19 protein-coding genes are annotated in these 25,253 nt (G+C 59.8%); 7 read left to right on the forward strand and 12 right to left on the reverse strand.

Features of this window, described 5'->3' with window-relative positions; all coding sequences use genetic code 11:
- Positions 1 to 927 precede the first annotated feature (927 nt).
- Genes AC3WQS_RS23200 through AC3WQS_RS23225 form a run of 6 tightly spaced genes read right to left on the reverse strand, consistent with a single transcriptional unit; the run spans position 928 to position 7,448 of the window.
- Positions 928 to 2,094 carry a saccharopine dehydrogenase family protein gene (locus AC3WQS_RS23200; protein ID WP_192712647.1) on the reverse strand — a complete coding sequence of 389 codons (1,167 nt, stop codon included), beginning with the start codon at positions 2,092 to 2,094 and terminating at the stop codon, positions 928 to 930.
- Positions 2,091 to 3,593 carry a class I adenylate-forming enzyme family protein gene (locus tag AC3WQS_RS23205; RefSeq protein ID WP_492712527.1) on the reverse strand — a complete coding sequence of 501 codons (1,503 nt, stop codon included), beginning with the start codon at positions 3,591 to 3,593 and terminating at the stop codon, positions 2,091 to 2,093. Before AC3WQS_RS23205 ends, AC3WQS_RS23200 begins: the two co-directional genes overlap by 4 nt.
- 57 nt (positions 3,594 to 3,650) lie before the next feature.
- Positions 3,651 to 4,445, reverse strand: coding sequence for an ABC transporter permease (locus AC3WQS_RS23210; protein WP_192712645.1), 795 nt, complete (start codon positions 4,443 to 4,445; stop codon positions 3,651 to 3,653).
- Positions 4,445 to 5,335, reverse strand: coding sequence for an ABC transporter permease (locus AC3WQS_RS23215; protein WP_192712644.1), 891 nt, complete (start codon positions 5,333 to 5,335; stop codon positions 4,445 to 4,447). The genes AC3WQS_RS23210 and AC3WQS_RS23215 overlap by 1 nt, the downstream gene beginning before the upstream one ends.
- Positions 5,332 to 6,354, reverse strand: coding sequence for an extracellular solute-binding protein (locus AC3WQS_RS23220; RefSeq protein ID WP_192712643.1), 1,023 nt, complete (start codon positions 6,352 to 6,354; stop codon positions 5,332 to 5,334). Before AC3WQS_RS23220 ends, AC3WQS_RS23215 begins: the two co-directional genes overlap by 4 nt.
- A complete protein-coding gene (locus tag AC3WQS_RS23225) occupies positions 6,351 to 7,448 on the reverse strand; it encodes an ABC transporter ATP-binding protein (RefSeq protein WP_492741552.1) in 1,098 nt (365 codons plus the stop codon). The genes AC3WQS_RS23220 and AC3WQS_RS23225 overlap by 4 nt, the downstream gene beginning before the upstream one ends.
- A 163-nt stretch (positions 7,449 to 7,611) precedes the next feature.
- On the opposite strand from AC3WQS_RS23225, the gene AC3WQS_RS23230 reads away from it, so the two are divergent.
- The 3 genes from AC3WQS_RS23230 (at position 7,612) to AC3WQS_RS23240 (ending at position 10,924) form a co-directional block, all read left to right on the forward strand.
- A complete protein-coding gene (locus AC3WQS_RS23230; protein WP_192712641.1) occupies positions 7,612 to 8,238 on the forward strand; it encodes a TetR/AcrR family transcriptional regulator in 627 nt (208 codons plus the stop codon).
- Positions 8,239 to 8,333: 95 nt separating this feature from the next.
- Positions 8,334 to 9,485: a saccharopine dehydrogenase family protein gene (locus AC3WQS_RS23235; RefSeq protein ID WP_192712640.1), complete on the forward strand. Its 1,152-nt coding sequence runs from the start codon at positions 8,334 to 8,336 to the stop codon at positions 9,483 to 9,485.
- Positions 9,486 to 9,694: 209 nt separating this feature from the next.
- The gene (locus AC3WQS_RS23240; RefSeq protein ID WP_192712639.1) at positions 9,695 to 10,924 is read left to right on the forward strand and encodes a hypothetical protein; all 1,230 of its coding nucleotides are present in this window, start codon (positions 9,695 to 9,697) and stop codon (positions 10,922 to 10,924) included.
- A gap of 325 nt (positions 10,925 to 11,249) precedes the next feature.
- On the opposite strand, the gene AC3WQS_RS23245 is transcribed toward AC3WQS_RS23240, so the two are convergent.
- The 5 genes from AC3WQS_RS23245 to AC3WQS_RS23265 form a co-directional block, all read right to left on the reverse strand.
- Entirely contained in the window at positions 11,250 to 12,401 is a 1,152-nt protein-coding gene (locus tag AC3WQS_RS23245) for a hypothetical protein (protein ID WP_192712638.1), read from the reverse strand.
- Entirely contained in the window at positions 12,398 to 13,675 is a 1,278-nt protein-coding gene (locus AC3WQS_RS23250; RefSeq protein ID WP_492712526.1) for a hypothetical protein, read from the reverse strand. The genes AC3WQS_RS23245 and AC3WQS_RS23250 overlap by 4 nt, the downstream gene beginning before the upstream one ends.
- 301 nt (positions 13,676 to 13,976) lie before the next feature.
- Entirely contained in the window at positions 13,977 to 15,413 is a 1,437-nt protein-coding gene (locus tag AC3WQS_RS23255) for a pentapeptide repeat-containing protein (protein WP_192712636.1), read from the reverse strand.
- Positions 15,414 to 15,651: 238 nt separating this feature from the next.
- Positions 15,652 to 15,846, reverse strand: a complete 195-nt coding sequence (locus tag AC3WQS_RS23260; RefSeq protein ID WP_492741554.1) for a hypothetical protein — start codon at positions 15,844 to 15,846, stop codon at positions 15,652 to 15,654.
- A gap of 485 nt (positions 15,847 to 16,331) precedes the next feature.
- Entirely contained in the window at positions 16,332 to 16,673 is a 342-nt protein-coding gene (locus AC3WQS_RS23265) for a helix-turn-helix domain-containing protein (RefSeq protein WP_492712525.1), read from the reverse strand.
- Between the two features lie 870 nt (positions 16,674 to 17,543).
- On the opposite strand from AC3WQS_RS23265, the gene AC3WQS_RS23270 reads away from it, so the two are divergent.
- Genes AC3WQS_RS23270 through AC3WQS_RS23285 form a run of 4 tightly spaced genes read left to right on the forward strand, consistent with a single transcriptional unit; the run spans position 17,544 to position 23,547 of the window.
- The gene (locus tag AC3WQS_RS23270; RefSeq protein ID WP_192712634.1) at positions 17,544 to 18,368 is read left to right on the forward strand and encodes a hypothetical protein; all 825 of its coding nucleotides are present in this window, start codon (positions 17,544 to 17,546) and stop codon (positions 18,366 to 18,368) included.
- Positions 18,365 to 20,371, forward strand: coding sequence for a TnsB C-terminal domain-containing protein (locus AC3WQS_RS23275; protein WP_192712633.1), 2,007 nt, complete (start codon positions 18,365 to 18,367; stop codon positions 20,369 to 20,371). The genes AC3WQS_RS23270 and AC3WQS_RS23275 overlap by 4 nt, the downstream gene beginning before the upstream one ends.
- Before the next feature lie 3 nt (positions 20,372 to 20,374).
- On the forward strand, positions 20,375 to 21,400 hold the full coding sequence (locus AC3WQS_RS23280; protein ID WP_192712632.1) for a TniB family NTP-binding protein: 1,026 nt from the start codon (positions 20,375 to 20,377) through the stop codon (positions 21,398 to 21,400).
- Entirely contained in the window at positions 21,397 to 23,547 is a 2,151-nt protein-coding gene (locus tag AC3WQS_RS23285) for a TniQ family protein (RefSeq protein WP_192712631.1), read from the forward strand. Before AC3WQS_RS23280 ends, AC3WQS_RS23285 begins: the two co-directional genes overlap by 4 nt.
- A 214-nt stretch (positions 23,548 to 23,761) precedes the next feature.
- Here the strand turns inward: AC3WQS_RS23285 and dnaB are convergent, their stop codons facing one another.
- Entirely contained in the window at positions 23,762 to 25,168 is a 1,407-nt protein-coding gene (dnaB, locus tag AC3WQS_RS23290) for a replicative DNA helicase (RefSeq protein ID WP_019746049.1), read from the reverse strand.
- Between the last annotated feature and the right edge of the window lie 85 nt (positions 25,169 to 25,253).

The following is a 25,253-nucleotide window of genomic DNA, read 5'->3' on the forward strand; positions in this document are numbered from 1 at the left end:
CTCGAAAGGTTCGCCAGAGGACCGTCCGAAATTGAGGCCGATTGAGGCGCAGGAACATTCGAATGTGCGGTCCGACAGTGTGGTGCGTAACTCGGGCGTGTGCGTAGATATCGGGACGCAATGATCGACCGTGGGTCGCGAAGATGTTGGTGCGTTGTGGTTCGGTGCCCCGACGGACACGAACCCGGGCAAACCCGAGTCAGAGCAATTTTGCTCGCTGAGGATGTAGTGGAACAAGGGCAAGAGGCCGGGTGCCTGCGTGATCTAACTACATCCAGCGGACCCGTGCGACTGTCTCAAAGTCCTTCGGAGGCATCATAGTATGGGCCTTCAGGCGTCGACCGACTAGGCGCTTGCGGGTCCGTGGACGAGGGCTCGGCAGCGAACTCTGCCCCCGACTGGCGGGGGATCTGCATCGAAGCTACCGCGACTCGACGTCATGAGCGCCGTGCACTACTCTCGCGCGTACTGCACCGTCGAAATTTCAAGTTTGGGATCGATAGACGGCCCCCAACAGTGTTGCAGTTGTCGAGGCATTTTTGGGTAAACGACCGAGTTCCGGCGTCCTTCCGGGAACGCAGCGGCGACGAATCGTGCGACAAAGTTGGCGATTCGTTGAAAGTATTCGCCCACCGTGTAAGTCGATCGACAATGATGGTGCGACCATGCTCGATGGCCGCACCATCGCTCGCCCACAGCGTGAGTGTTCGCTCGTGAATCAGTCAAGTGGGCGGGTGTTGATCGGTTGATGAGGTGAAGGGTCCACCGGACAGAGACGCGTTCTCAGATATCCGTCTGCTGTTTGCTTCGATGAGCCGCACTACATCGCAGAGCGCGCGCAGTCCCACATCAACCTTCTTCGCTGACAACGATGTTGAGATGGTTCGCGTCGAATGGGACCTTTCCCCGCCATTCTGCGCGAGAGAATCAACCCTCGACTACCTCGGTCACGATCAGGAATTCGTCGAGTGAAGCCCCCGGGTCGGTGCTCACGGCACGCAGCGACTCGAAGAACGCCTCAGGTGTCCCAATGTCTTCGGGTGCCAGAACCCCGGCAGTCTGCACGTCTCCGCGCAAAAGGGCTGCGGCTGTCAGAGCGGCCGGATATCCGGTGTTTCCTCCCATGCGGTGAGGCGGCAAGGACAGCAGATGGGCGGCCACTGTCGTTTGCTTTCCGTCGCGAATTCCCGTGACGTGGGCCCAGACCTTCGGGAACTTGTCCGGCGGTGTGGTCCCGTCTGCGTGACGCTTGTTGGTTGACATCGCCGCAACGGCCTCGTCAACGCTGAACTCTCCAGAGTCGACTCTTGCTGCGGTCTCGACGAGTTGATCGAAGACGAACTGTGGCCCGGACATCACGTTGAGCGACTCGCTAACCATGCCGATCCGGGTGGGCAACGTGATCGGCTCAGGGTGGCCGAGTGCGTAGACCCGTTGTTTGCCTCGATCGGGGTAGTCGACCTCGATGACGTCGAGGGGAGTGACGTCAGCCAGCCCACCGTCGCGCCAGACCCGGATGGTTCCGGTGACTTGTTCGATCCAGTGGTAGGTCGCAGCGGATCCGACCCTGCCTGCGTCGAAGATCTCCTCGTGCTCGGTTGTGACGGCTGTAAGTGACCACCCGGTGAGCATCCGGTCAATGTTCGAGAATCCGCGCGCTGCACGGATGGCGAGCATGTTGGTGATCCCTGGGCTCAGACCGAAACCGATGACGGCTGTCACGTTCGCGGCACGTGCCTTCTCGTCGAGCGCCAAGAACGATTCGGTCGCTTGCCAGTCATCGCAGACATCGACGTAGTTGCGGCCGTTCTCGATAGCGGCCGTAAGAATCGGCAGGCCGAACCGGTCGAAGGGGCCCATCGTATTGACAACCAGGTCGACGTCGGAGAGTGCCTGGTCGAGTTGGACGCGGTCGGTCGCGTCGAAGGCACGGGCTTCGCCTCGTTCTCCGAGTTCGCTCGCCAGCAGTTCAGCTCTCTCAGCGGCAATGTCGCCTATGATCACGGTTTTCACTTCGGGCAACGTGGCAAGCAGGCGGACGACGTGGCGACCGATCTGGCCGACACCACCGACGACGAGGACGCGGGCGCTCATGCGTTGTCTCCCACTGTGTCTTTTGCGATCACGGTGGCTCTGAGCACCGATTTGTCGATCTTTCCTGTGGAGCCCTGTGGTAGGGAGTCGATCATGATCACCTCTCGTGGGCATTTGTAGTGCGCCAGGTTCTGGCGCACGAATTCGATGACGTCGTGGACGTCGACGTTGGCGTCCGTCGGAACGACGAATGCAACGATTTCTTCACCGTGGTGGGCGTCCGGCCGGCCCACGACCGCGGCGGCGCTGACGCCGGGGTGGGCGTGGAGCACCTCCTCGATTTCGCGGGGGTAGACGTTGTAGCCGCCGCGGATGATGAGTTCCTTGAGTCGGCCGACGAGATAGGCGTAGCCATCCCTATCGATCCACGCGATATCGCCGCTGTACAACCATCCTTCGCGTAGGGCCTCGGAGGTTTGGTCAGGGCGGTCGAGGTAGCCCTTCATGATGCCGTGGCCCCTCAGGACGAGTTCTCCGGTGTGGTCCGGGCCCGGCGGCAACTCGTGGCCGTCGAGGTCGACGACGCGCATCTGCATACCCCACAACGGCCGGCCGATGGATCCTTCGCGATACGGGAACGGGCCCCCGTTGACTGTGCCCGCGCTACAGGTCTCGGTCAGGCCGTATCCTTCGAGGTACGTCACGTTCGGGAAAGTCCGTTCGAGGTCTCGAACCATCTCCATCGGCATCGGCGCGCCACCGCTGACAGCGATCCGGACGCTGGACAGGTCTCGGGTGCCGTCGTCTGCGGCTATGAGTGCGTGATACATCGTGGGCACGCCGAGTATGACGCTGACGCCGTGACTCTCGATTGCGTCGTAGACGGTCTGGGTCGAGAACCCGTTCATCAGGTAGATCGTCTGAGCTCGCGAGGTCGCGGAGTGAAGGACGCCTGAAAGTCCGTAGATGTGGAACAGCGGTAGGGCCCCCAGCAGCACGTCGTCAGAGGTGATCCCATAGGTGTCGCCTTCGAGGAGCACAGTGAGGAACAATTGCAGGTGCGTGAGTTCAGCGCCCTTGGGTCTTCCTGTTGTTCCACTCGTGAAGATGATGAGCGCTGTGTCGTCTCCGTCAGTCTGAGCGATATCGACGAGGGGTCCGACCTGGGTTTCCGTAGCCATCAACTCTTCGAGGTTCCACCGTTGGATCCCCGCCGGTGTGTCCACCTCGTCCTCGCCGAGCACGATGAGATGCGAGACCGTCGCGTCGTGGACGATCGTTGCGACTTCCCGATCGCTGAGGAGCGGGTTCATCGGCACGATCACTGCACCTCGTCGCAGCAAGGCGAAGTAGTAGGGGAAGAAGGCTGGGATGTTGGGCAAGCGAAGCGCGACTCGTGTGCCAATCCCGATGCCTCGCGATGCCAGGACCCCCGCCGCGCGGTCTGCCCAAGCGTCTATTTCGGCGTAGGTGTGGGTTGCCGCGTCGGTGACGAGGTATGACGCTTCGGGTGAGATACGAGCTGATTCCGACAGAATCGTCGACAGGTTGAATTTCACGGAACTCTGTACTCCAGGGGTGATGTGGTGTGTCAGGGAATAGTGGTGATGGTGGCGTCAGTGAATCGTTCCGACGACGGAGGCGAGTCTGCGGCGCAGGAGCACTGCGGCAACGACACCGACGAGCAGCGTGACGGCGATGAGGATCGTCGAGATCGCCGTGATAGTTGGGTCAATCTGGTTGCGCAATGTGGAGAACATCTTCACCGGAACGGTGATGTGGGTTCCGGCGATGAAAGAGGAGATCACGACTTCGTCGAAACTGACGATGAAGGCGAAGAGCCATGCGACGAATGCGTGTGGGGCGATGGCCGGCAGTACCACCCGCGTCAGGATGATCCGTTGCCTCGCACCGAGACTCGAGGCTGCTTGCTCGATGCGCACGTCGAATGAAGACACTGCGTTGACCATGACAAGGACGACGAACGGCAGCGCAAGCGTTGTGTGCGCGATAATGAGGCCGGGGACTGTCCCTATGAGTCCGACCTTGGCCCACACGAGGTAGATGGCAACGCTCAGGACGATCGTGGGTACGACCATCGGACCCATCGAGGCGGCTCGCAATAACGTGCTGAGCCGCCCTGGCCATCGTGCGATGGCGTACGACGCCAGGGTGCCGGCCACTACGGCGATGCAGCTGGTGCACAACGCGACGACGAGTGATGTCTGCAACGCTTCGAGCCACATCGGATCCGACAGCAGTCGGTCGTACCACTGCAAGGAAAACCCCTCCGGCGGGAAACCGACGCCCGAACCGGCCGAGAACGACATCGGCACGACGATGAGGACGGGTGCTACCAGCCACACCATGACCAGGAGCGACCAGAGTGAGAGCGCAAACCGTGAGATCATCAGGAGTCCTTCCTCACGAGCTTCGAAACGATGCCGACGAGTGCGGTGGTGGCGAGCAGCAGCACCGAGATCGCCGCGGCCAGAGCCCAGTCCGGTGACGTGTTGACCAGATAGGCCAGAAGAGTGGCAAGCATCTGGACACGGCCGCCGCCAAGGATGGCTGGGGTCACGTAGAAACCGAAACCAAGGACGAAGACGAGGAACGCCGATGAGACGAGGGTCGGAACAGTCATCGGGAAATACACGCGCCAGAAAGCCTGGAAGGGCGTGGCGCCGAGGCTACGCGCCGCGAGCACGAGCCGATTGTCGATCGCGCGCATGGTAGCGATCATCGGAAGGATGAAGAACGGCGCGAGGATGTTCACCGTGCCGATGAGCACGCCGGTGTCCGTGTAGAGCAACTCGAGCGGCTGGTCGATGAGACCGATCTTCGCCAAGGCCTCGTTGACCAGGCCTTGCTTGCCGAGCACGATGGTCCAACTGTAGGTCCGCACAAGAATGCTCACCCAGAACGGGAGCACTACCGCGATGACGGCGATGACGCGCATTCGGGGGCCGAGCCTGTTCACCCACAGGGCGTACGGGTAGCCGACGAGAACGGACAGTACAGCGGTCCAACCAGCGATCTTCGCCGTGCTCACGATGATGTCGAGGTAGAGGTGATGGGTGAAGAACTTCGCGTATGCGGCCGGCGAGAAGCCGTCACCGTCATTCAGGCTCTGGGGAGCCAACAAGGCAAGAGGCAGGACGAAACCCATGAACAGCACGATCAGGGCGGCCGCCACGAGGGCAATTCGCTGCCAATCGCGGGCGGCCGGTCTCGTTCGTCGGGCGCGGGCCGTCCAGCCCGGCCCAGCGGCAGGAGGGGACGACGTCAGGACGTCGTTCATCCGAGACTCTCGAGCTTGAACTGCTCCCAGCGCTCGTTGACGGCGTCGCCGTTCTCGGCCCACCACGCGTAGTCGTAGGTTGCCTGGGTGGCTTCGTTGCTGGGATTGGCGGGCATCGACTCGATGACGTCCGCACTGAGGTGATCGAGTAGTTCCGGGCTGGGTCCAGCAAGAGGAATTATTCCGGCCGCCTTGACCTGGTTCTCGACTTTGCTCATCTCGTGGAGCAACTTGTTGGCGTACTCGACGTTTTTCGCACCCTTGGGGATCACGATAAAGCTCTGGTCACGCACCGCGTTATCGAAGCTCGTATAGAAACCGTCTTTGGGATAGACGTTGTCCCACGTCGCGACGTACACCGCTTCCTTCGACTCAAGCAGTTGTGGCGTTTGGGAAGCCGCATCCCACAGGATCAGGTCATCGGCGATTTTCTCGAGGCTCTTGAACGCTCGATCGATGTCGATGGGGTAGAGATCTTGAGGCTTCACTCCGTCAGCGAGCAAAGCGATCGGAAGCGCATATCGGGCATAGGCCGGGATCGCTCGCTTGCCGGGCACTGCGGAGGTGTCCCAGAACTCTTGCCACGTCGTGATCGGTTTGGTGTCCTTAAGCGAACCCATATAGAGGGCAAAAGTCTGATAGCCCAGCCCGTACGGCGTCTTCGCTGCTTCATTCATCGGTTCGGGATCGATGGCTTCCCAATCAAGCTTCTGGATGAGGTCCGAGTCGACAGCGAGTTGGACGGCCGAGCCACCCAGTTCGTAGAGGTCGGCGGTGACATTGCCCGACTTGACCATGGCCTCGAGCTTCCCCATGTCGGGAGGAGTCTCCTGAACGAGCTTGACGCCGGTGGCTTCGGTGAATGGGTTGCCGTAGGCGACCTTGATCGATTCGCCACTGGCGCCGCCGGTCTCAACCATGCGAATCGCATCGGGGGTGCCGCCGGACCCGCCACTGGAACTACAGGCGGACAGTGCCATTGCAGAAACTGCTACCAAGGTGATGAGCCTGAACTTCATACCTTTTCTCCTTCAGTGACGAGTTCGACGGGTCCGGACCGACCGTCGAAGGTGGTGGGCTCCATAAGCCAAACCGATTCGGGGGACCATGAAAGGTGCACGAGGGCACCTCGATCGATGACGGAAGACGCGTCGTGCGAAACCGCGATCCACTCGTGGCCCGTCTCGAGGTCCAAGTGATATCTGATCGCGCCTCCGAGGTAGATGGCGTCCCGGACAGATGCACGAACCATTGCGCCTTCGTCACGTGTCGAAACGCTGATCGATTCCGGACGTAGCGTCGCGACCCTGTCGATGGAACCTTCTGCCGACAAAATTTCTGCCGGCTCGCGGCACGGCATCCTCAGGCCACCGGAGACGACTGCCCAATCCGGTCCGTGGCGCTCGATACGCCCCTCGACCTGGTTGGAGGTACCGAGGAAACTCGCAACGAACGGTGTCCTAGGTCGGCGATAGAGGTCGTCGGGACTTCCGATCTGTTCGATCGATCCGTCGTTGACGATGGCGATGCGATCAGAGAGCGTGAGCGCTTCCTCTTGGTCATGCGTGACCATGACGGTGGTGATGCCCAGTTCGCGTTGCAAATCACGCAACTCAACTTGGACCTCTTGTCGTAGTTTGCGGTCGAGGGCACCGAGCGGTTCGTCAAGCAGCAGCACCGTCGGCCGGATCACAAGGGCGCGGGCGAGTGCCACCCTCTGCTGCTGGCCCCCCGAAAGTGCCCCGATGGGACGTTGACCGAGCGATCCCAAACGCACCATGGCGAGGGCATCTGCAACCTTGGACCCGATTTCGCTCCGCGGAGTCTTGCGGACCTTGAGTCCGAATGCGACGTTCTGGGCGACAGTCATCGTCGGGAAGAGCGCATAGTTCTGGAATACGAGTCCCATGTTCCGGCGGTGACTCGGCGTGTGGGTGACGTCGGCACCGTTGATTCGAATTTCCCCGAATGTCGGGGTCGTGAGTCCTGATATGACGCCTAGCAAAGTCGACTTGCCTGAGCCGCTCGGGCCCAGCACGGTCAGAAACTCGCCAGTCTCCACTCGAAGATCGACGGCGTCGAGGGCGTCCACCGTGCTATAGCGAACGCTCACTTCTTTTACCTCGATGGCGCTCATAAGTGGTCTCCTCTAGTTGCTCAATTCAAGGAACATTGATTGACTTAACGTTCATTCAATTCAACGGTGGCCTACAGTAAGCCATGTCACATCAGCTGACGTCAAGCAGTTGTTCAAAGTTTCAGAGAGGACTCACTCCATGCCCAAGGAGCCCAAGACGGCCGTGGTTGCTCTCGAGAGCGAGGACACTCGCGAGCGCGTTCTCGATGCGGCGGCGCGATTGTTCAGCGAGCGTGGATATGAAGCGGCGTCGCTCAAACAGATCGCCGCAGCCGTCGGAGTCTCTGCGCCAGCCTTGTATTGGCACTTCGAGTCGAAGGCCGTCCTCTTGCACGCCGTGATCGACCGGAGCCTTCGACGATTCACTCGAACGATTCTGGCCGCGCAACAATCCGCGACGACGCCGCGCGAGCGCTTGGCGGCGCTCGTACGGGCCTACGTGCTCAGTCAGCTGCGCCAAGTGGCGGATGCGGAAGCATACTCCAATCTCTACGCACCCGGACATCTGATGTCCGTTCTGTCCGAAGAGTCTCGCAGTGAATTCCGTGCCTTGGAGAACCAGACCTTCAACGCCTTGCGTGACACCGTTCGCGAGGGGGTGACCCTCGGTGTGTTCACGACCGACAGTCCGACGTTTGCAACCCGCGCGATCGTGAGTATTGGCGAGGACTCCGCGAACTGGTTCGAGTACGACGGAGAGATGAACGAGGAACAGTTCGCGGATCGGGTTGTCGGCCTCGTCGAGCGAATCGTCGGTGTCAGCTGACCCCTGTTCCGGCTGTTGACGGAAACACCTCCCTTAATTAACCTTCATTAAGGGAGGTGTCTTCGCCGGCCCACACCTAGTCAGAAGAGGTTTTTATGAAGATCGTCGTGTTCGGGGGCGCCGGTGCCATGGGCGCCAAAGCCGTGGAGACTCTGGCATCTATGCCCGAGTTCACCGAGATCGTTGTTGCAGATCTCGATGTGGACCAAGCGAAGGCTGTCGCAGACGCGGCCGGTGAGCACGTTCGTGCCGACCGAGTCGACGCACTGTCCGCCGATCTGTCTGTGATCCTCGACGGCGCGTGGGGGGTACTGAGTACCCTCGGTCCGTTCACCAGGTTCGGCAAGATTATCCTCACCGCCGCTATCACAGCCGGCTGTCACTTCGTTGACATCATGGATGACTGGGAGCCCACCCTCGAAGCATTCGAACTCGACTCGGCCGCACGTGAAGCGGGCGTCACAGCTCTCATCGGGATGGGTGCGAGCCCTGGGGTGTCAAACCTGCTAGCCGCCCGGGCCGTCACCTACCTCGACGAGGTGACCGAGATCGTCACCGGGTGGCCGATCCAGACCATCGCGCCCATCTCAATCACACCTGACCGCCCCAACGCGGCGACTGTCCACTTTGTCATCCAAGCATCCGGCTCGATTCGTGTGACCCGGGACGGCAAGCTGCAGGACGTGACCCCGCGTGAAGTCATCGAACTCGAATACCCCGGCTACGGGCTAGTCTCTGCACGCACTTTGGGTCACCCCGAGGCCGTGACGCTCCGCCGGACTTACACGACGCTCCAGTCGAGCCTCAACGTGATGACGGGGCACCCGTGGTTCTTCGACCGCGTCGATTCGATCATGGAACGAGTCGACAATCGTGCACTCACCCACATCGCCGCCGCAGCGGAGATCGAAGCAACACTTGATGAATCACGGACGGCACTCGCCGATCCGAGGGACCCGCACGGCCCAGGCCTGTGGACGTGGGCCAAGGGCATCAAGGACGGCCAACTCCACGCGGTCGGTGCACAGCTCACTCGGTTCCCGCGTGGTGGCATGGCAGGCTCAACCTCGATTCCCGCCGCGATCGGCCTGCAACTGATAGCCCGGGGCGCGGTCACCGATCGCGGCGTTGTCACCGCCGAGGCGGCCATTGACGCTGACACCTTCTTCTCTGAATTCGATGCCTATTGCAACGCGCCAGATCCGCTCACGCCGTTGGTTCAGATCACCAACGCTCGGATCGTCTGATATCGCCGAACCGTAATGCAGCAGCTTGGGCGCCTGGACTTGGATGCGACGGCATCGTCGGGGTGCGGTGAATTTGCCCTGTCTGCTGTCTACTAATTCTGGATCGCACACTAGCTGGTGTGCCTGATAGGGATTCGCCGATGGCGTACGAACACCTTCAGCCGATCAGGTGTGCAAGTTGCATTCGTCCCCGCGGCTAACCTGCCCCCATGGATGAACCAACGGCCATATCAGCTGACATGTTCAAGTATTGGCATGTCGACTACCAGAACGGATCCGTCCGTGTCGTTTACCAAGACGGGCAGGTCCTCGATAGCGAACTCGAAGCCAGGTACAGGCCGATCAACTCCCAAGTCGAGGGGTCGACCTTCGACTGGGAGAAGTGGTGGATCTATACGACCACGACCAGGCACGACCTCATCCTCACCGAAGGGTTCAATCCAGCATCCCCACCGCCTCTCAACGGCCGACCGGCCGTTTACCTTGACCAAAACCGGTGGCGAACCGTCGCCGACGTCCTGCACGAACCGGCTCGCGTGAAGGACCTCAGCGAGCGACGTGCAGCTCAGGAGCTCATCGACCTCGCCAACGATGGGGGCATCGTCCTGCCCCTCTCAACTGGACACCTGATCGAGACCGCCGGGTTACATGGCGACCGACGCTACGAGATCGGCATTGCGATGGCCCGTCTGGCCAGCGGGTGGCAGATTCGGAACCCGCTCGATCTGTGGAAGCACGAAGTCGACCGGTCCATGCGAAGGCGTTTGGGCAGTATAGAGAGTGCACCCGTACTACATCCCATCGTCACAGAACCCGGTGCGCTCTTCGGCAGCGACTCCTCCCTAAGTATCACCGACGAGACCCCAGACCTGGACAAGTTAATGACAATGTTGACCATGCCGAGCGTCATCCTGGATGCGCTCGTGGACCCCGAGCGGATACCGAAGAACCCGATCACTAAATGGGTAACCCATCACGCAGCCATCACGGCGCAAATCCACGCAGAGCATCTACCCAAGGAGCAACGTCGCCGACTCGCTAGACGTCGCTACTGGAACGAAAACATCGGCTACTACACCGCCGCATACCGCCGACTGGCGAACTCGACAGACTTCCCAATGTTCAGCGACGCTGAGTTGGCGCGATTATTCGCGAATTCCCCCATGGTCGGATTAATGTCCGAACTCTTTATCCGCCGGTTTATCGACCACATGGGCAAGTGGAAGCGGAACGACTTGGTCGACATTTTTCACCTATCCAGCGCCGCCGGCTACGCGCAGTACGTGTGCGCCGAGGCTCACACCGGCACGCAACTCCGAGACGCCCAGCGAACGCTCGGGCGCCCCGAAACCGTCTTTACTACCCTTGACGAACTGCTCACCGCCGTTCGTAGCGACGGCGCCCGAGCCGATTCCGAGAGAGCCAGAACCGAGCGTTGAACAACCAGGGCTCTGCATCAAGCCCTTCACTCACACGCGGCGTCCGCCTTGGTGATCCCGAGTTGGCGTTTCGCAGAACGGTAGATTGATGCTCGACACGGTCCCGACGTTGCGCTCGCTGCCCCGACGGTTTGTGGCCTGTTGGCGACCGACCAGTGCAGGCCGACCCGGCCTAGTCAACGCCCACGCGTCCCTCCTAGCGACCCTGACGCGAAGTCAATTACAGACCGTCGAGTCGGCCGAGGCATGACTGAAATGTATAGAAGTGTCGACCGCCTACAGTCACGTTGAGGGACGGTCCGGGCGAATCCCCCGAACACGATCACTACCTCGACTTCACGCTCTCAGGATCGACGAATTCCTCTCCCAGCAGAATAGAGCGTGCACGCGCAGTGAATCCCGAATCAAGGTCCGAGGTAGTCACGAGAAAATTGACCACATCGGCCGCCAACTTTGCCCCAACTTCATCGTAGAGTGCACCCGTGTCAGTAGGCGCTGAAATCTTTTCCTTGAGCGCAGCGGTGAAGGCTCCCACTTCGAGCAACCGCAACGCGGAAAGTATATGAGCCGGTCGACGCTGCAGACGTGCAGTGAGCTCCAGCAAACGGGAGTGATACGAAGGAAGCGGATCAACATAAACATCCTGCGGAATTGCACCGTTCTGGCTCAGATGCGCGAGCATCTTTGACAGCTCTTTTTTCTCGGAAAAACCGTTCGGGCCACCTAAGATGTATTGTGACAACCCGAGGTCCAGATCGCTTATATACGCCTTTCGGATGTTTTCGATTGCGTGCGTGAGGCTGACGGTATACAACCAGGCGAAATCGATCACTAGGGATACATGGTGAGGATTTCTCGGCGAGAGCAATCGACTGGACAAGCGAAGCTGCTCCACAATCTGCGTGAGACTTCGGTATTCTTCTCCCACCCAATAATCAAACTCTCGATAGTCACGCAGCTCTCTCAGCCGTCCATCCAGACCACTAAATGCGTGGAGAACTTTTTGGGTCTTATCGCGATCAAACAGCCAAGACACTGGCCCGGAATTCAGCGGAAGGTCGCTTGGATGAAATGCTTCCGCCTGAGCTAGCTCCTTGCTATTCAATGCTGTTATGTGGAGTCGATTCGCGAGCTGTCTCGCTGCGTGTGACACGTCGGTCTCGCGCAACATATACGCTGCGTCGGCAGCGAATAGATCCGCGACTCCACGAACCCAGAACATTCGGCCGGTAGATCCCTTGGCAGTGGTTTTACAGTCTACGATGGCACTTTCAACTCGGTAGCCACCAGATATCGTAAGGCCAAGCACATCAAGATCTGTAAACGACTCCGCCCCAGCCGACCGACGAGGGCTCCCAGCCGAAGCAGTCGCAACTCCGCCCACGCTCCGGAGTTGAACATCGATACGCGTTGTGTATCCCATGCGCCACAACAACCGGCGTGCCGCGACTTTGAGCCCCAAATCGAGTTCACTCACCGTGCGCCTCTCCCCAACGCTTTATCGATAACCGCCTGCCAGGACTTATCATCAATGTTAGGCTTGTTCTTCATTCGATTGAGGGTCTGCATCGGCGCAGTGTACGGCGCGCCGAGTTCCAATATCTTACGAGCTTCGTCCCCGCCGCCACGACCCTCAATTTGCTGACCCTGAGACAGCAAGTCTCTCGCAATTCCGAGCGCTTCCCTATTATCAGTGGTGTCGATGAAACGCGGTGTCACCCATGTACCCCCATGCCTTAAGTCGGGCCCAAAGGCAATGAGGCCACTGCGGTGCATCAGGCGATATTGACGTTCATGCTCCCCTCGCGGATTAAGATATCCACGATTTGGGTCGAGTAGTTTGTCAATGACATTAATCAAACCAGCGGCCGACAAATTATTGTAGCCGCCAAAATGCTGCCCACAGCGGAGGCAAGCGACCACAGCGAGAGCCTTCTCCAAGACTGGCTTCCTCGACCTCAGTAGCGTTGAGTCCAGGCTGTAAGGGAGGGTAGCAAAGGGTTGCAAGGTTCCTCCGGGCAACTCAACGGCAGGCGCGAGTATCAGACCCCTTCCAACTGCGTCTATGAGAACTTTGTTCGCCGACTCGACAGGCAGACCTTGCTCACCAACGACGGCCGCGAATGCGTCCGCTATTTGCGCTGGTCCGTGATCCCGTATCAACTCTGCCAGTAGAGCTGGATTCTCAAACCCAAAGAATGGCGAGTATGCGACTAACCCGCCCGAGACTTCGATGGTCTTGATTAACTGGGATTGTGCTCCGATTTCAATTAATCTCGGGAGGTCCGTGGAGTCCAGACCCGCCCGGCTTGCAAGTTCCTCCACCGGGACCGGAGATTCAGCCAGTCGATCGACAGCAATAACCATTTGCTCTTCGAGGTCCGTCGGCTGCTTTTCACGCCACGCTTCCCCAAGGCGGCCGTACAAATCGTCGTAAAATGGGACAGTTTCAGTGAATCGGACAACCCGATCAGATTCGTAGACGACACCCTGGATAAATTCCAGATCCGCGAGAGATCTTATGACGTTGTCAAAAGCATACGGACTCACATCCAATTGCTCGGCCGCGACCGCTCGCAGTGCTTGCGCGTCACTAACAACGTCCAATCCGCGAACGAGTGCCGCCACACTGGCTGCCATTCCGATCATCTGGGTCCCGGCGAGCGGAACTAGGACTCCCGAATTGGGATTGACATTTCGTAGTCCAGCATGAACATCTTGACAGCGCAACCCCTCGTCAAACTTGTCCACTATTTATTCCTGCCCTCTCGTGTCGGCGCCTCGCTAGGCAATAGGTTAGATCACTGTCAGTCCGGTTCACCGACAGCCACGCGGTGCACCGCTACGCCAGAAACTGCTACTCCCGGGATTCATGAACCCGGCCGCCAGAACGCTAAGCGCTCCCGGGGACGAGGGGATGGAGGCATCCATGACGGAATTCAGCCGGAACCATCGGCCAGAAGTGACGCTGTTGCCCTCGCGTGGATCATCGCTCGGTAATGGCCGATATTGAGGCACTGCCTAGGCGAACCGTAGACACCCCCTTCCCCGCCTAGGGGCGGTCACGTGACGCGGGCGGGGAGAATTCGTCCGGCCACACTGTGAGCGCACTCCAGTAAATGTGGCTAAGGTTTGCACGTTCAATCTTTGCACCTGCGAGATTTGCAGCGTGCAGGTTCGCGTTGGTCAGGTTCGCTTCGGTGAGATCGGCGTTCGTTAAGTCCGCGTCAACTAATGTTGCTGCGGTCAGGTTCACGGACCCCAAATCTGCGCCGGATAACTTCGCTCCGGTCAAGTTTGCTCCAGATAGATTCGCGTCAGATAAGTCCGCACCGGACAACTTTCCACTGGACAGATTCGCACCAGACAGGTTCACAGTGAACATGACGGCATCTAGCAAGTTCGCCGAGGTCAGGTTCGCTGAAGTCAGGTTCGCACCAGATAGATGAGCCCCGGAGAAATCCGCGCGGGTCAGGTTCGCGCTCGACAAATCTGCGTCAACCAGGATCGCACCCGTCAAGTCCGCGTGAAACAATTTCGCACCAGAAAGATTTACCCAAGTCAAGTCCGCGGATACCAAATCTGCGCCACCCAGGTTCGCTGACGTCAGGTTCGCACCGGTCAGAATCGCACCGGATAGGTTCACACTCCGAAGGAATGCTCCGGGAATGTCTGAGGAGGTCAGATTCAAGTTGGATAGGTCCGCACGGCTAATGGTGCAGTCGAATCCTTTCCAGCTTTTCGGATCCGAGGTCTCTTCAGCTGAGCGGTTGTGCAACGCGAGGAGGATAGTCTTGCGCACTTCCAGCTCGCCCGTATCTGGCAGCATGGCCGCGATCAGTTCTGGAGTGTGAGTGTTGGGGGTGCGAAGGTAGGCGCGGAGTAGGTCGATGGCGACTTGTTTCTCATTGCGGTCGTTCTGTTGCTGCCAGTCGTCGGCAAGGGATGCGAGGGCGTAGACGCCAGCGAGCCGGATAGCAGCGGATTCGTGGGCGAGTTGTTCGGCGCAGGTGGTGTATCGAGATCGTAAGTCTCGTATCACTTCTCGGTGATGGTTGCGCTCGTCCGTCTTCGTTTGCTCCGCCCGACTAAGCTCGCTTTGTTGTCGCTGCTCCTCAAATTGCTTCTCGTGTCTCGCTTTCTCGTCTGCCGCGACGCTTTTCGCGTGTTCAAGTTCGGTTGCCGCATGTGTGAGTTGTTCAGCGGCGGTTCTCTCCGCACTAATTCGAGTGTTGTGTGCGGATCGGAAAGTGAGGACACCGGCCCCGAGAACGCCAGCTCCACCGAGGATTGTCGCAACGGGCTGCGCGACCCCCGAACCTCCGGAAAGGATCGCAAATCCCGACACTATAAACAAGGCGGCACTCACCGTAGCGAGCGCGGTGCCTGCAAAGAACCCGATCCGCGTGCCGCGCGATCCAGGTGGCGGCTCAAGAACTGGCGGCCTGTCTACTCGCGAATCTCCATGCGGCGAATCTGTTGTCATCATTCGGATATTGTGCGATGCCGACAGTCAGTAGGCGGCGCCGGAGCGTCATCCGGCGTCAGCATCACCGAACCCGCGCATCGTTTTGGGGCCGGATGAAGCGACTCACAGTACTGATGAATCACAAACCGCCTTTCCCAAGGCATGCGATTTTGCGAGAGATGATGATCGCTTCGGGCTTCCTCTACCACCGGCAACGAAGCGCGGTTGTTTCGGATGCTGCAGACAGAGCGAACCTCGCCTACAGCAGCTCGTCTGCCAGGCCAAGAGCCGGCACCAAGATCGCGATCTCGATGACTTCGACATGCGCTGCTGGTCCTCCGGTGAACTCGGCGATGGTGAACTGCTCCGCCAGGTCCGATCTTCTCCTCGGATCTCTGTCGAATGTGGGGAGAGGCGCGGCCCAAGGTCCACTCGGCGGTGGATTGTGTGGCACTAGAGACTTCTCGGACGCCCAGCGGAGTTGGGCGAGGGAGCGGCACCTGGCCAGACCCTCATCCGTTGCGGATTGACCTCCGACGGATTGTTTGGTCAGACGAGTTCGGTGATTCAGAAGAAATTGGTGATGGCCTCGGATTGAGTCATGCGTCCACCGACTTCGATCCGCGGTCGACGCTCGAAGAGCCCCGAGCCTGAAAACTGCGGCAAGTTCTGCACCTTGATCGACTTCAGACCTGATTCATTGCTGCACTCGCAATGCCGTTGCTGCACCCCCTAATGCCGTAGCCACCGGAAGACGAAAGGAAGCCGCACAAGCTTTCCCCAGCAAATGCGCCTGCCCGCATCCCCTACAAGAACTACAAGGTCACGAGCGAAACACTATGCAAGAAAAAGGGTTTGAAGCATTCGAAGCTACGCGGCGGATGTCGCGTTAGCTCGAGCGAGGGCGCTGCCCGTGATTGCTGACGTCTGTCTCTGTGTTTACTGGCGGAGGCTGATGCTCTGCTCGTCCAGGTAGGAGTTGAGTTCGAAGAACTGGAGCAGTTGCTCTCGCATCACCTCAAAGTTCGCGCCACTGTCCGGCCGAGCTCCGCACTGGAGGTGTCCAGCCGTCGTGGCGATGCCTGCCAGTTCGGCCAAGTTACAACCGAGCGCCATCGCGAGAGCGAGTAGCTCGTTCGCCTTCGCCGGCTGGGTGCCAGCGATGATGCGCGAGAGAGTGGACGGGGAGATACCAGCTTTGTCGGCCAGTTCGCGTCGGCTTGCGATTTGGGCAGCGAGCCTCGCCTTCTCGATCCGCGCGCCAGTCGAGAGTGCACTCATCACAGATCACCTCCTCAATCGCGTACTCGGCGATCAAATCAGAGTATGTGCGCCGGCACCATTGCAGCAAGAAACTTCGCTAGATTGTGAGCCGCGACGTCCCGTTTGGCCTACCTTCTACGAGCGTCAACTTCCAATCCGGTCAAGTCAGTCGCGGCCCAGAGCCAATCATGGAGCCGAACCGGAACAGGACCCCACCCGATCATTGATCGGGGCGGTGACACACGCTTGCCCGACAGCAATCACGCTGCTCCACCACATATTTCGAAATATTGCACACCTAATTCGACGGTCGAATCCATTGTGGAGTACCGGGCCGAGCCGGTACTCTGTGTGACATCGGAGGTGCGCCGACCAGAAATTGAAACACGGCGAAAGGATGGCGCACTCGATGATAGAACTTCCGTCGGCTCATTTTGGGCGACGCACGACGAGGAACTTCGAGCCGGACGACACCGTGCGGGTTGAGGTCCGACTGCCCGCTAAGACTGCCCAACGCCTCTACGAGCGCGCACGGCTGTCCCAGCGCACGCTCAGTGCAGTAACTGCTGAGGCTCTTGACGCTCTTGAATGCGAGTGCTCGCGACGAAGCCGTGACGGTCCCTAGCCATTCTGGGCATGGAAAAAGCCGGGCGCCAACCCGGCTTTTCCTCAAATCTCAACAGCGGTGGTCGCCGCTGCCTCACCCAAACTCACCTTGTTGACTTGGAGGTTTGTTATGTCTATTTCAGCCTGCCCATCGGGCGTTGTCAAGGTTCTATTCGTTGCGGATCGACTCCTTGAAGCGGCAGATCGACCTGTACTCGACCACTGTGCCGGGCTACCAGTCTGGGGTCCACGATGAGATCGCCGCTGGTACCAGGCACTTCTGTGAGTGCGCGCCGAGGAGTTCGTCGCTCACCCAAACAGATCACTGCGCACCTCCGCCGCGCATTGCCCCGCCGGGATGCGCTCGACGCACTTCGCGATCCACAAATCCGGGCCAAGGCCGTCGCCGAATGCAGCGTGATTTTGTGGGACGGCGCAGACACCCGCATCGCGCCGGTAGCAACCCTGACGAGAACGAATGTCGAGTCCGTGATGCCGGTGCGCCGGCTGGGGTCACATATGCATTCACGCTCAAACCTGATGATCCATACTGCCCGTTTTGCTGGCCTACCAGCCGTAGTATGGGCCGAATCCAAGCTCGAGCAACTCTGGATGATGGAACTCGACCGCCGAGCCGACGTGCACCGCTATCAAAGCCAGGCCTGTGTGCTGTCTTGGCCCGTTGGGGAGCGGTGCATCCTTCAAATACCGGACCTCCTAGTGTCCTGCGACAGTGGTGTAGAGATCGTCAGCGTGCGCGCCGAAGACGACATGGGCACGTACGCCCGAGTGATACTGACCGAGCTACTTCCGGAAACGTTTCGGGCGCACGGCATCGACTACCGCGTATGTGGGACGATGCCGCGCCAGCGAACTGTGAATCTTCGCCTGCTCGGCGCGCTCCGGTGGAAAGCGCCTGCCATGAAAGAGCCTTGGTGGGTGGCGGGTAGCGACATTCAGTCAACGAAAAGCCTTGGTGCAGTGTCGGATGCGTTCGGCGGCGGCCCGGTAGGACGTGGACGGGCTCTGCGGGCGCTCGCGCAGTGCCATCTCGACGTCGATCTCGACCGGCCCATCACGCAGGCGTCGGAGGTGGCATGGCGATGAATACCAACACGTTCGGCCTGGGAACCCGCTTCGAGGTGGACGGGCAGCTATGTACGGTGATCTCGATCGCGGCGACACTGACCCCACCAACTGCGACTCTGCGAAATGATGCCGGCGAGTACATCGAAACAGCTCTGCTGCAGGCTATTTGGATGTTCAATGACTTCTGCATGATCGATCAGCCGAGGATCACCGACACCAGCGACAGCGACCTACTCGACGATCTACCGACGCACGTCAAGTTGCAAACGATCGAACGAGCCGCACACGCACGCACTGTGATCCACGGGGACCCGTCAGGAGTTGTCGGCCCCGACAGCGATCCTCGGTACAACCCTGCACTGACCACGCGGCCATCGAGACTCCGGACGCTGACCCGAGATCTCGCAGGCACCCGTGGATACTCACGCGCTCAGTTGTATCGCATGGTTTCGGATTTCGAGAGCGGCGGCATCCACGCGCTCATTCCTCGTCACGCTGACAAATCGCGCCCCGACGACCCGAGATTGGGTCTCCGCGAGGGCACATTGGACACAATCTACCGAGTGTTATTGGATCTGGCGAGGCACAAGTCGACGGTGGGTCTCCAAGCGAGGAAGACGCGAGTGCTGCGAGAGCTAGACCACCTGGGAATCAACGACCCACTGCTCACATCTTTCCGCCTCGAAGCTGTCGTCCGGATACTGTCCACCGAACTGACTCTCGCGGGCACAGCACGGACTCGTCGCACCAACAACGCCCGGGCTCAACGCGGATATCGCAGGCCTGCACCGTCAATGCCCGGCGAGAGAATTGAAATTGATGCCACCGAACTCAACGTGTGGATTAGATGCCCCGACACGGGAAAGGAAATACGGCCATGGATCAGCGTCGCCGTGTGTGTGGCAACTCGACTGGTCACGGTACGGGTCACGGCTGAGAAGCCATCGGGCCGAGACACGCGGATGCTGCTCTTCGACGTAATGTCGCCGCTCGTCCTACCTGAAATTGCCCGCCCCCACACTCTTGCGCTGGGCGTGCCCCGAGAAACGCTCGTCCATCCAGGGATGGGTATCGGCGTGCTGGTTATCGATCACGGCAGCGAGTACGAGAATTACCGTGTCGTCGATGCGCTTGCACGGTGGGGTAGCACGATCGAACTGGCACGAACCCGACGCGGCATGGACAAGCCCTACGTCGAGTCTGTGAATCGGTCACTAGCCATCATGCAGCAGAACCTCGATGGCTTCACCGGCAACGGTCCCGAAAACCGAGGCGATGATGTCAATGCCACTCTGACATTGTCTGCGGTGCAATCGATCTGCAAGGAATGGGCGATGACCTACTATCCGCATCTTCCTCACAGCGGACTACCGTCAGCAACCAAGAAGGGGCACTTTTTGACTCCCGCCCAGCGGTATGAGCAATGCTTGATTCGGGGTGGTGATCTGCACGTAGCTCCCCACCCCGATGACGTGTTCGGTTTCCTCGACTGTGCCGATCTTGCAGTGTCGTCGGACGGCGTTCACTATCGAGACTTCCGCTACGATGGACCGATCCTCAACGAGGTTCGGAGAGGGTCCATCTCGCCGTTGGCTCGGCCTGGACGCAAGCGCCGGTTCTTTTACGACAGCTACGACAGGTCTCGGATGTTCTTTCGAGACGACTTCGACGGGCGCTGGCACACCCTCACCGCCATCCACGACGACGGTACGACATTTCCTCCGTTCAGTGACCTTGTCGCAGATGACTTTTCGCAGTTCCTCGGGCGCAATCGGTTGACCCGCGAAGAGCGAGACAACGCCGAAATTGCCTTCTGTAAGTTCGCTGACGAACTAGCCGAACACGAACGCAAACGTTGGTCCCTTGACCGCGCCCGTGTCGCGAACTCAGCTCCGGTCCCGCAGTCGAACCCCGGAACGACTGAGACAAGCGGCATCGGCATGCCGGCACTACCGCCAGTCGACGTGGACACTTTCGCGATCTGGGATCTCGAGCCAGCCGATACCGACGAGGTGTGGTGACCCATGACAATCCAGACAACATCTGCCATTCGTTCCCTCATAGCAGATCAGCCACCCGTCCTACAGAACCGCGCAGACTGGCCTCGACTGCGGCGGCGAGACTCTGCCGATGCGCCGCCGTGCGGGATCGACGGTGATGGGATCACACTCGCCCGATGGATCAGATCGATCGGCCCCATCGAGACTTCCGACATCCAAACGATCGAAAACGACATGCGCAAGTTGCTCGACCACAACGCCACTTCGGTGAATGCGGGCCGTCGATGGGTCGCGATCAACGGGCCATCACTCGTCGGAAAAACACAGGCGACCACGGCCGCCATGCTCCGAATACATGACGACCTACTCAAACATCCTCACGATCCAGGAAAAGGTATTCGAGCCGAACACATACCGGTAGTTTTCGTCAGCGATGCGGGCGCAAGCTGGCCGACACTCCTACGGGCTATCGGCGCATTCGCCAGCGTCCCGAACACCAGGCTGGCGACGGGGGCCGACATGCTCCGGCAGCTACGAACAGTGCTGCCCAGCATCGGAACTCGGATGATCGTCGTCGACGACGCGCACATGCTTCGCCGCGTGGGTGCCGCTCGTGATCTGACCGACAACCTGAAAATGACGGTCGACGCGCTTCCTGTCAGTTTCGTCTTCGTCGGAGCCGGACTCGAAAACAGCGCCCTCCTCAGACGGACGGATCGCTCAGAGGACGAATACTCCGCAGCAGTGCAGCTCGCTGGTCGAATGCATCGTCGCGATCTGATGCCGTTCGTCGACACGGACAAGACTCAAATGCGAGCCTGGCATCGACGTATCGGTGCACTGATCGGCCGACTTGAACTCATCGACGGACTCGACAGCAGCGAACTCCGTGACGCGACGTTCGCCGCCAACCTCTTTCACGCGTCCGGCGGCCGAACAGGCCTGTCCCTCGAGCTGCTCAAGGACGCCACTATCGCCGCAATTGCCCACCGCCGGAGCCCCACAGTCAATGACCTCATCTTCGAATCCAAGAGAAAGGCCACCGAATGATTCCAATCCGAGCCGATCTTCTTCACGACGAGTCACTCGATTCTTGGATCGAACTTCTCGCCGATCTCAACGGGTGCCGCCCACGCGACATTACAGGCCACGACGACACCATCAACAAGGACAAAGCCCTACCCCTCACCAGGGCCGTCGACGACCCCTCGCTCCTTCGCGTCTCCGAGTGCACCGGTGTGGACCCTGACCGATTGGCCGAGGCGACACTACGTCGATACAAGCCTGTCGGGCTCGCGAACGTCACGCGTGATTCATCGACCGGCCCATGGTCTCAGGTACGCGGAACCGGTTACTGCCCCATATGTCTCATCGACGACGATCTCCGCTGGAAATTGCCTTGGCACCTGCGCTGGATCAACATCTGCGAGGAACACCACACAGTGCTAAGAGACAACTGTCCCGCGTGCGGATCGAGAGCGCGTGACACGCGCACACACCACCCACGCACTACCGGCTCCCACATATCCGCATGGCGCCTCAGAAGATGCAGTCACGGATGTGCCACCGAAATCCTGGCTCAGAACACGGCGCACACAATCGAAATCCACTCGGCCGCTTACGAAACGCACTCATGGCTCACCAGAATCCTGCACACCAACGGCGCTTCATGCGCATACACCGGCGACGAGTTCCTCAGCGCGGAAAGCATCCTCACAGACGCCTCGCTCCTGACCCGGCACGCTCTCAACGCCATGACCTACGTCGATGGCGTCGGATCCATCCCCGACAGCCCGGACCCAGGAGCGTGGACTCAAAAACTGAGTCGGTCGGACTTCGTCAGCACACCCATGGGCCGAAGTGGAGTATCCGAAGTAACAACCCCACAGTTTCTCATCGCACAAACCGCGGCGATCGGCATCCTCACCACCGCTGCCAGCGGCAGAGACTTACTTGATACGTGGTTGTCACCATCGCGAATCACACACATCATCGACCATCTACGACGAAGGAACCACGCCACCTGCACCGTCCACCTCGAACGGTTACTCAGCTGGCGCCGACCGCCACAAACCGGAACCGTCTTGAGCGACCGGCTCGGACGCCGCCGACCACAGCATTCCGCGAAGGCATTGACTAACGCCACCACACGATCGATCGACGCGATGAATCTTCCCTCCTGCATCTGGAGGCAGGTACGCGACAACGCTCCCGAACTCCCCGACCGAGTCATACGACTCTTCCCGCTCACCGCACCGATCGCACTCGCCTCGATGGGACGCAAACCAGACTACAACCGACTCGCCCTGGAATTCAGCCTTGACTACAACGCCGACGAAATCCGCTATGCACTAAACCATCTCATCAGCAACGAACACGGAACCGAAGTATTCAACTACCTTCAAAACCTGCATGCGCATCTACTGTCATACCCGCCACCGATCGACTACCGGAGGCGGCGCCACCTCTTCCCCGCGCCATCCGACATCGGACGTAACCACACCAGACTTCTCGCCCGAGCAGCAAACACCTACCTGACCACCGCATTCACATGGAAGATCCAACGCTATATCTGGCAGCTCCTGACCGGCAGCGACCCGCTCGTGACCTACGGAGCCGCTCTGCTCCACGGCCCCGCAGCCTACAGCTACCGCAAGTTCGTCCTGACGATGCCGGTCGACCTCCAAGACAAGTCCGGCGAAGTCGCGCAACGCCTTTTGCTGAAGCATCGAATCGGTGAACCAGTAAGTTATACACCACAATTCACAATTGAAACTGATACATGGGCGGACCGCGGGCGCGAAGAACGCTACCTCCCCGACATCGGTCGCAGCGATCTCCGACGAACGAGCCTCTCACTCACACTCGCAGCATCCGCTGCAGGCGACCCCGAAGAACTCGTCCATCTGGCGCTCGCCGGCGAAAAGATTGCAGCACTTCGACTCTGCCGATTCGCCGACAGCGCCCACTGCAAGCTCGATGGCGACGCTGCCGCGATGTTCGGGGTCCGACCCACCCAGATACGCCGGGAATACACCTACCTTGCCAAGGCACTCGGAACCGACGTTTTCACACGAGATACCAGCCACGGGCCACGCCAACTCACACCGACTGGCAGTTCGCTGTACCACCTCGTGCGGGCGAACATCGATCGCCTCCGGCAGATAGCCAGCTACGAACCACCCCGACCAACCTAAACCCCCAACGATACCGACGTCTTGCGGTCGTATTTGCCCGCAAGGCGTCGCTGTGTGCAGGAAACAGTGTCCTGGCACGCAGCAATTCCAACCTTCAGAAAGCTGAGAGTGGGCTCAGCCCGCATTTGTCTCAAATTCACAAAACTGCAGGTGTTTGTCTCAAAATCTCATGATGTCCGATTTTTGTCTCATCACCAGGCGATGGCGGCAGCCACTATCCACGGGCCATGTCCACAAACTTGGACAGGTGAAGCTGGTGCGCCACAGTGATTGTCGCGGTTGGGCCGTTACGGTGCTTACCCAGAATCAGGTCGGCTTCACCGCCACGGGGATCGTCTCGCTCGGTCGCGTCGGGGCGGTACAGCAGAATCACCATGTCGGCGTCCTGCTCGAGCGATCCGGACTCACGAAGGTCGGCGACCTGCGGACGCTTGTCGGTTCGCTGTTCGGGACCACGGTTGAGCTGACAGATCGCGACAACCGGAACTTCGAGCTCCTTCGCCAAAAGCTTTAGGCTACGGGAGAATTCGGAGACTTCCTGCTGACGGGACTCGACCTTTTTACCTGAGCTCATCAGCTGGAGGTAGTCGATCACGATCAGGCGAATGTCGTGTTTCTGCTTGAGCCGCCGCGCTTTTGCGCGAATTTCCATCATAGTGAGGTTGGGGGAGTCGTCGATGAATAGCGGCGCCTCACTGATCTCACTCATGCGACGCGCGAGCTTGGTCCAGTCGTCGTCGGTCATCTTTCCGGAGCGCATGTCGCCGAGCTTGATCTTTGCCTCTGCGGACAGCAGACGCATGACGATCTCGGTTTTGCTCATTTCCAACGAGAACATGACGCTGGCCATGCCGTGCGTGATGGAGCAGGAACGCAAAAAATCCATTCCAAGGGTCGATTTGCCCACACCAGGTCTAGCCGCGACGATAATCATCTGACCAGCGTGAAGGCCGTTGGTGATCTCGTCGAGATCCTTGAATCCGGTGGGCACACCGAGGGAAATTCCGCCTCGGCTGGCGATGGAGTCGATCTCGTCCATCGTGGGCTGGAGGAGCTCGGTGAGGGGTACGAAGTCCTCGGTGGTTCGACGCTCGGTGACCTCGAAGATCTCGGCCTGCGCGCGGTCGACAACCTCGGCCACGTCCTGGCCCTCGGTGCCGGCGTAGCCGTACTGGACGATGCGAGTACCGGCGTCGACCAGACGACGCAGCACGGACTTCTCGGCCACGATCTCGGCATAGAAGGCGGCGTTGGCGGCTGTGGGCACTGTCTGGGTCAGCGTCACCAGGTAGGCAGCACCACCGATACGGCGGAGCTCACCTCGACGGTCGAGCTCGGCGGAGACCGTCACCGGGTCGGCGGGCTCGCCACGGCTGTAGAGGTCCAGGATCACGTCGTAGACGGACTGGTGGGCGGGCCGGTAGAAGTCACCCGGACGCAGTACCTCGAGGACGTCAGCGATGGCGTCCTTGCTCAGCAGCATGCCGCCGAGCACCGACTGCTCGGCAGTCATGTCCTGAGGTGGCTGGCGTCCGAACTCCTGGTCGGGCTCGGCCTCGGGAGGGCCCGGGTAGTCCGGCCCCGAGAAGTCGGAAGGTCCTCGATCATCTACAACAGCCACAAGCGAGACCTTCCCGTAAAACACTCGACGACACTGCCAGAAACCGCAGCGCCCTCATCATTTGTACCTGCCCCCACCGACATCC

The organism is Rhodococcus sp. FW305-130, assembly GCF_058788335.1.

Coding starts and splice junctions, on each gene's coding strand:
- AC3WQS_RS23210 (WP_192712645.1), bottom strand. CDS start 4,445: ATGATCTCACGGTTTGCGCTCTCACTCTGGTCGCTCCTGGTCATGGTG.
- AC3WQS_RS23235 (WP_192712640.1), top strand. CDS start 8,334: ATGAAGATCGTCGTGTTCGGGGGCGCCGGTGCCATGGGCGCCAAAGCC.
- AC3WQS_RS23255 (WP_192712636.1), bottom strand. CDS start 15,413: ATGATGACAACAGATTCGCCGCATGGAGATTCGCGAGTAGACAGGCCG.
- AC3WQS_RS23280 (WP_192712632.1), top strand. CDS start 20,375: ATGACAATCCAGACAACATCTGCCATTCGTTCCCTCATAGCAGATCAG.
- AC3WQS_RS23275 (WP_192712633.1), top strand. CDS start 18,365: ATGAATACCAACACGTTCGGCCTGGGAACCCGCTTCGAGGTGGACGGG.
- AC3WQS_RS23265 (WP_492712525.1), bottom strand. CDS start 16,673: ATGAGTGCACTCTCGACTGGCGCGCGGATCGAGAAGGCGAGGCTCGCT.
- AC3WQS_RS23240 (WP_192712639.1), top strand. CDS start 9,695: ATGGATGAACCAACGGCCATATCAGCTGACATGTTCAAGTATTGGCAT.
- AC3WQS_RS23220 (WP_192712643.1), bottom strand. CDS start 6,354: ATGAAGTTCAGGCTCATCACCTTGGTAGCAGTTTCTGCAATGGCACTG.
- AC3WQS_RS23215 (WP_192712644.1), bottom strand. CDS start 5,335: ATGAACGACGTCCTGACGTCGTCCCCTCCTGCCGCTGGGCCGGGCTGG.
- AC3WQS_RS23230 (WP_192712641.1), top strand. CDS start 7,612: ATGCCCAAGGAGCCCAAGACGGCCGTGGTTGCTCTCGAGAGCGAGGAC.
- AC3WQS_RS23200 (WP_192712647.1), bottom strand. CDS start 2,094: ATGAGCGCCCGCGTCCTCGTCGTCGGTGGTGTCGGCCAGATCGGTCGC.
- AC3WQS_RS23285 (WP_192712631.1), top strand. CDS start 21,397: ATGATTCCAATCCGAGCCGATCTTCTTCACGACGAGTCACTCGATTCT.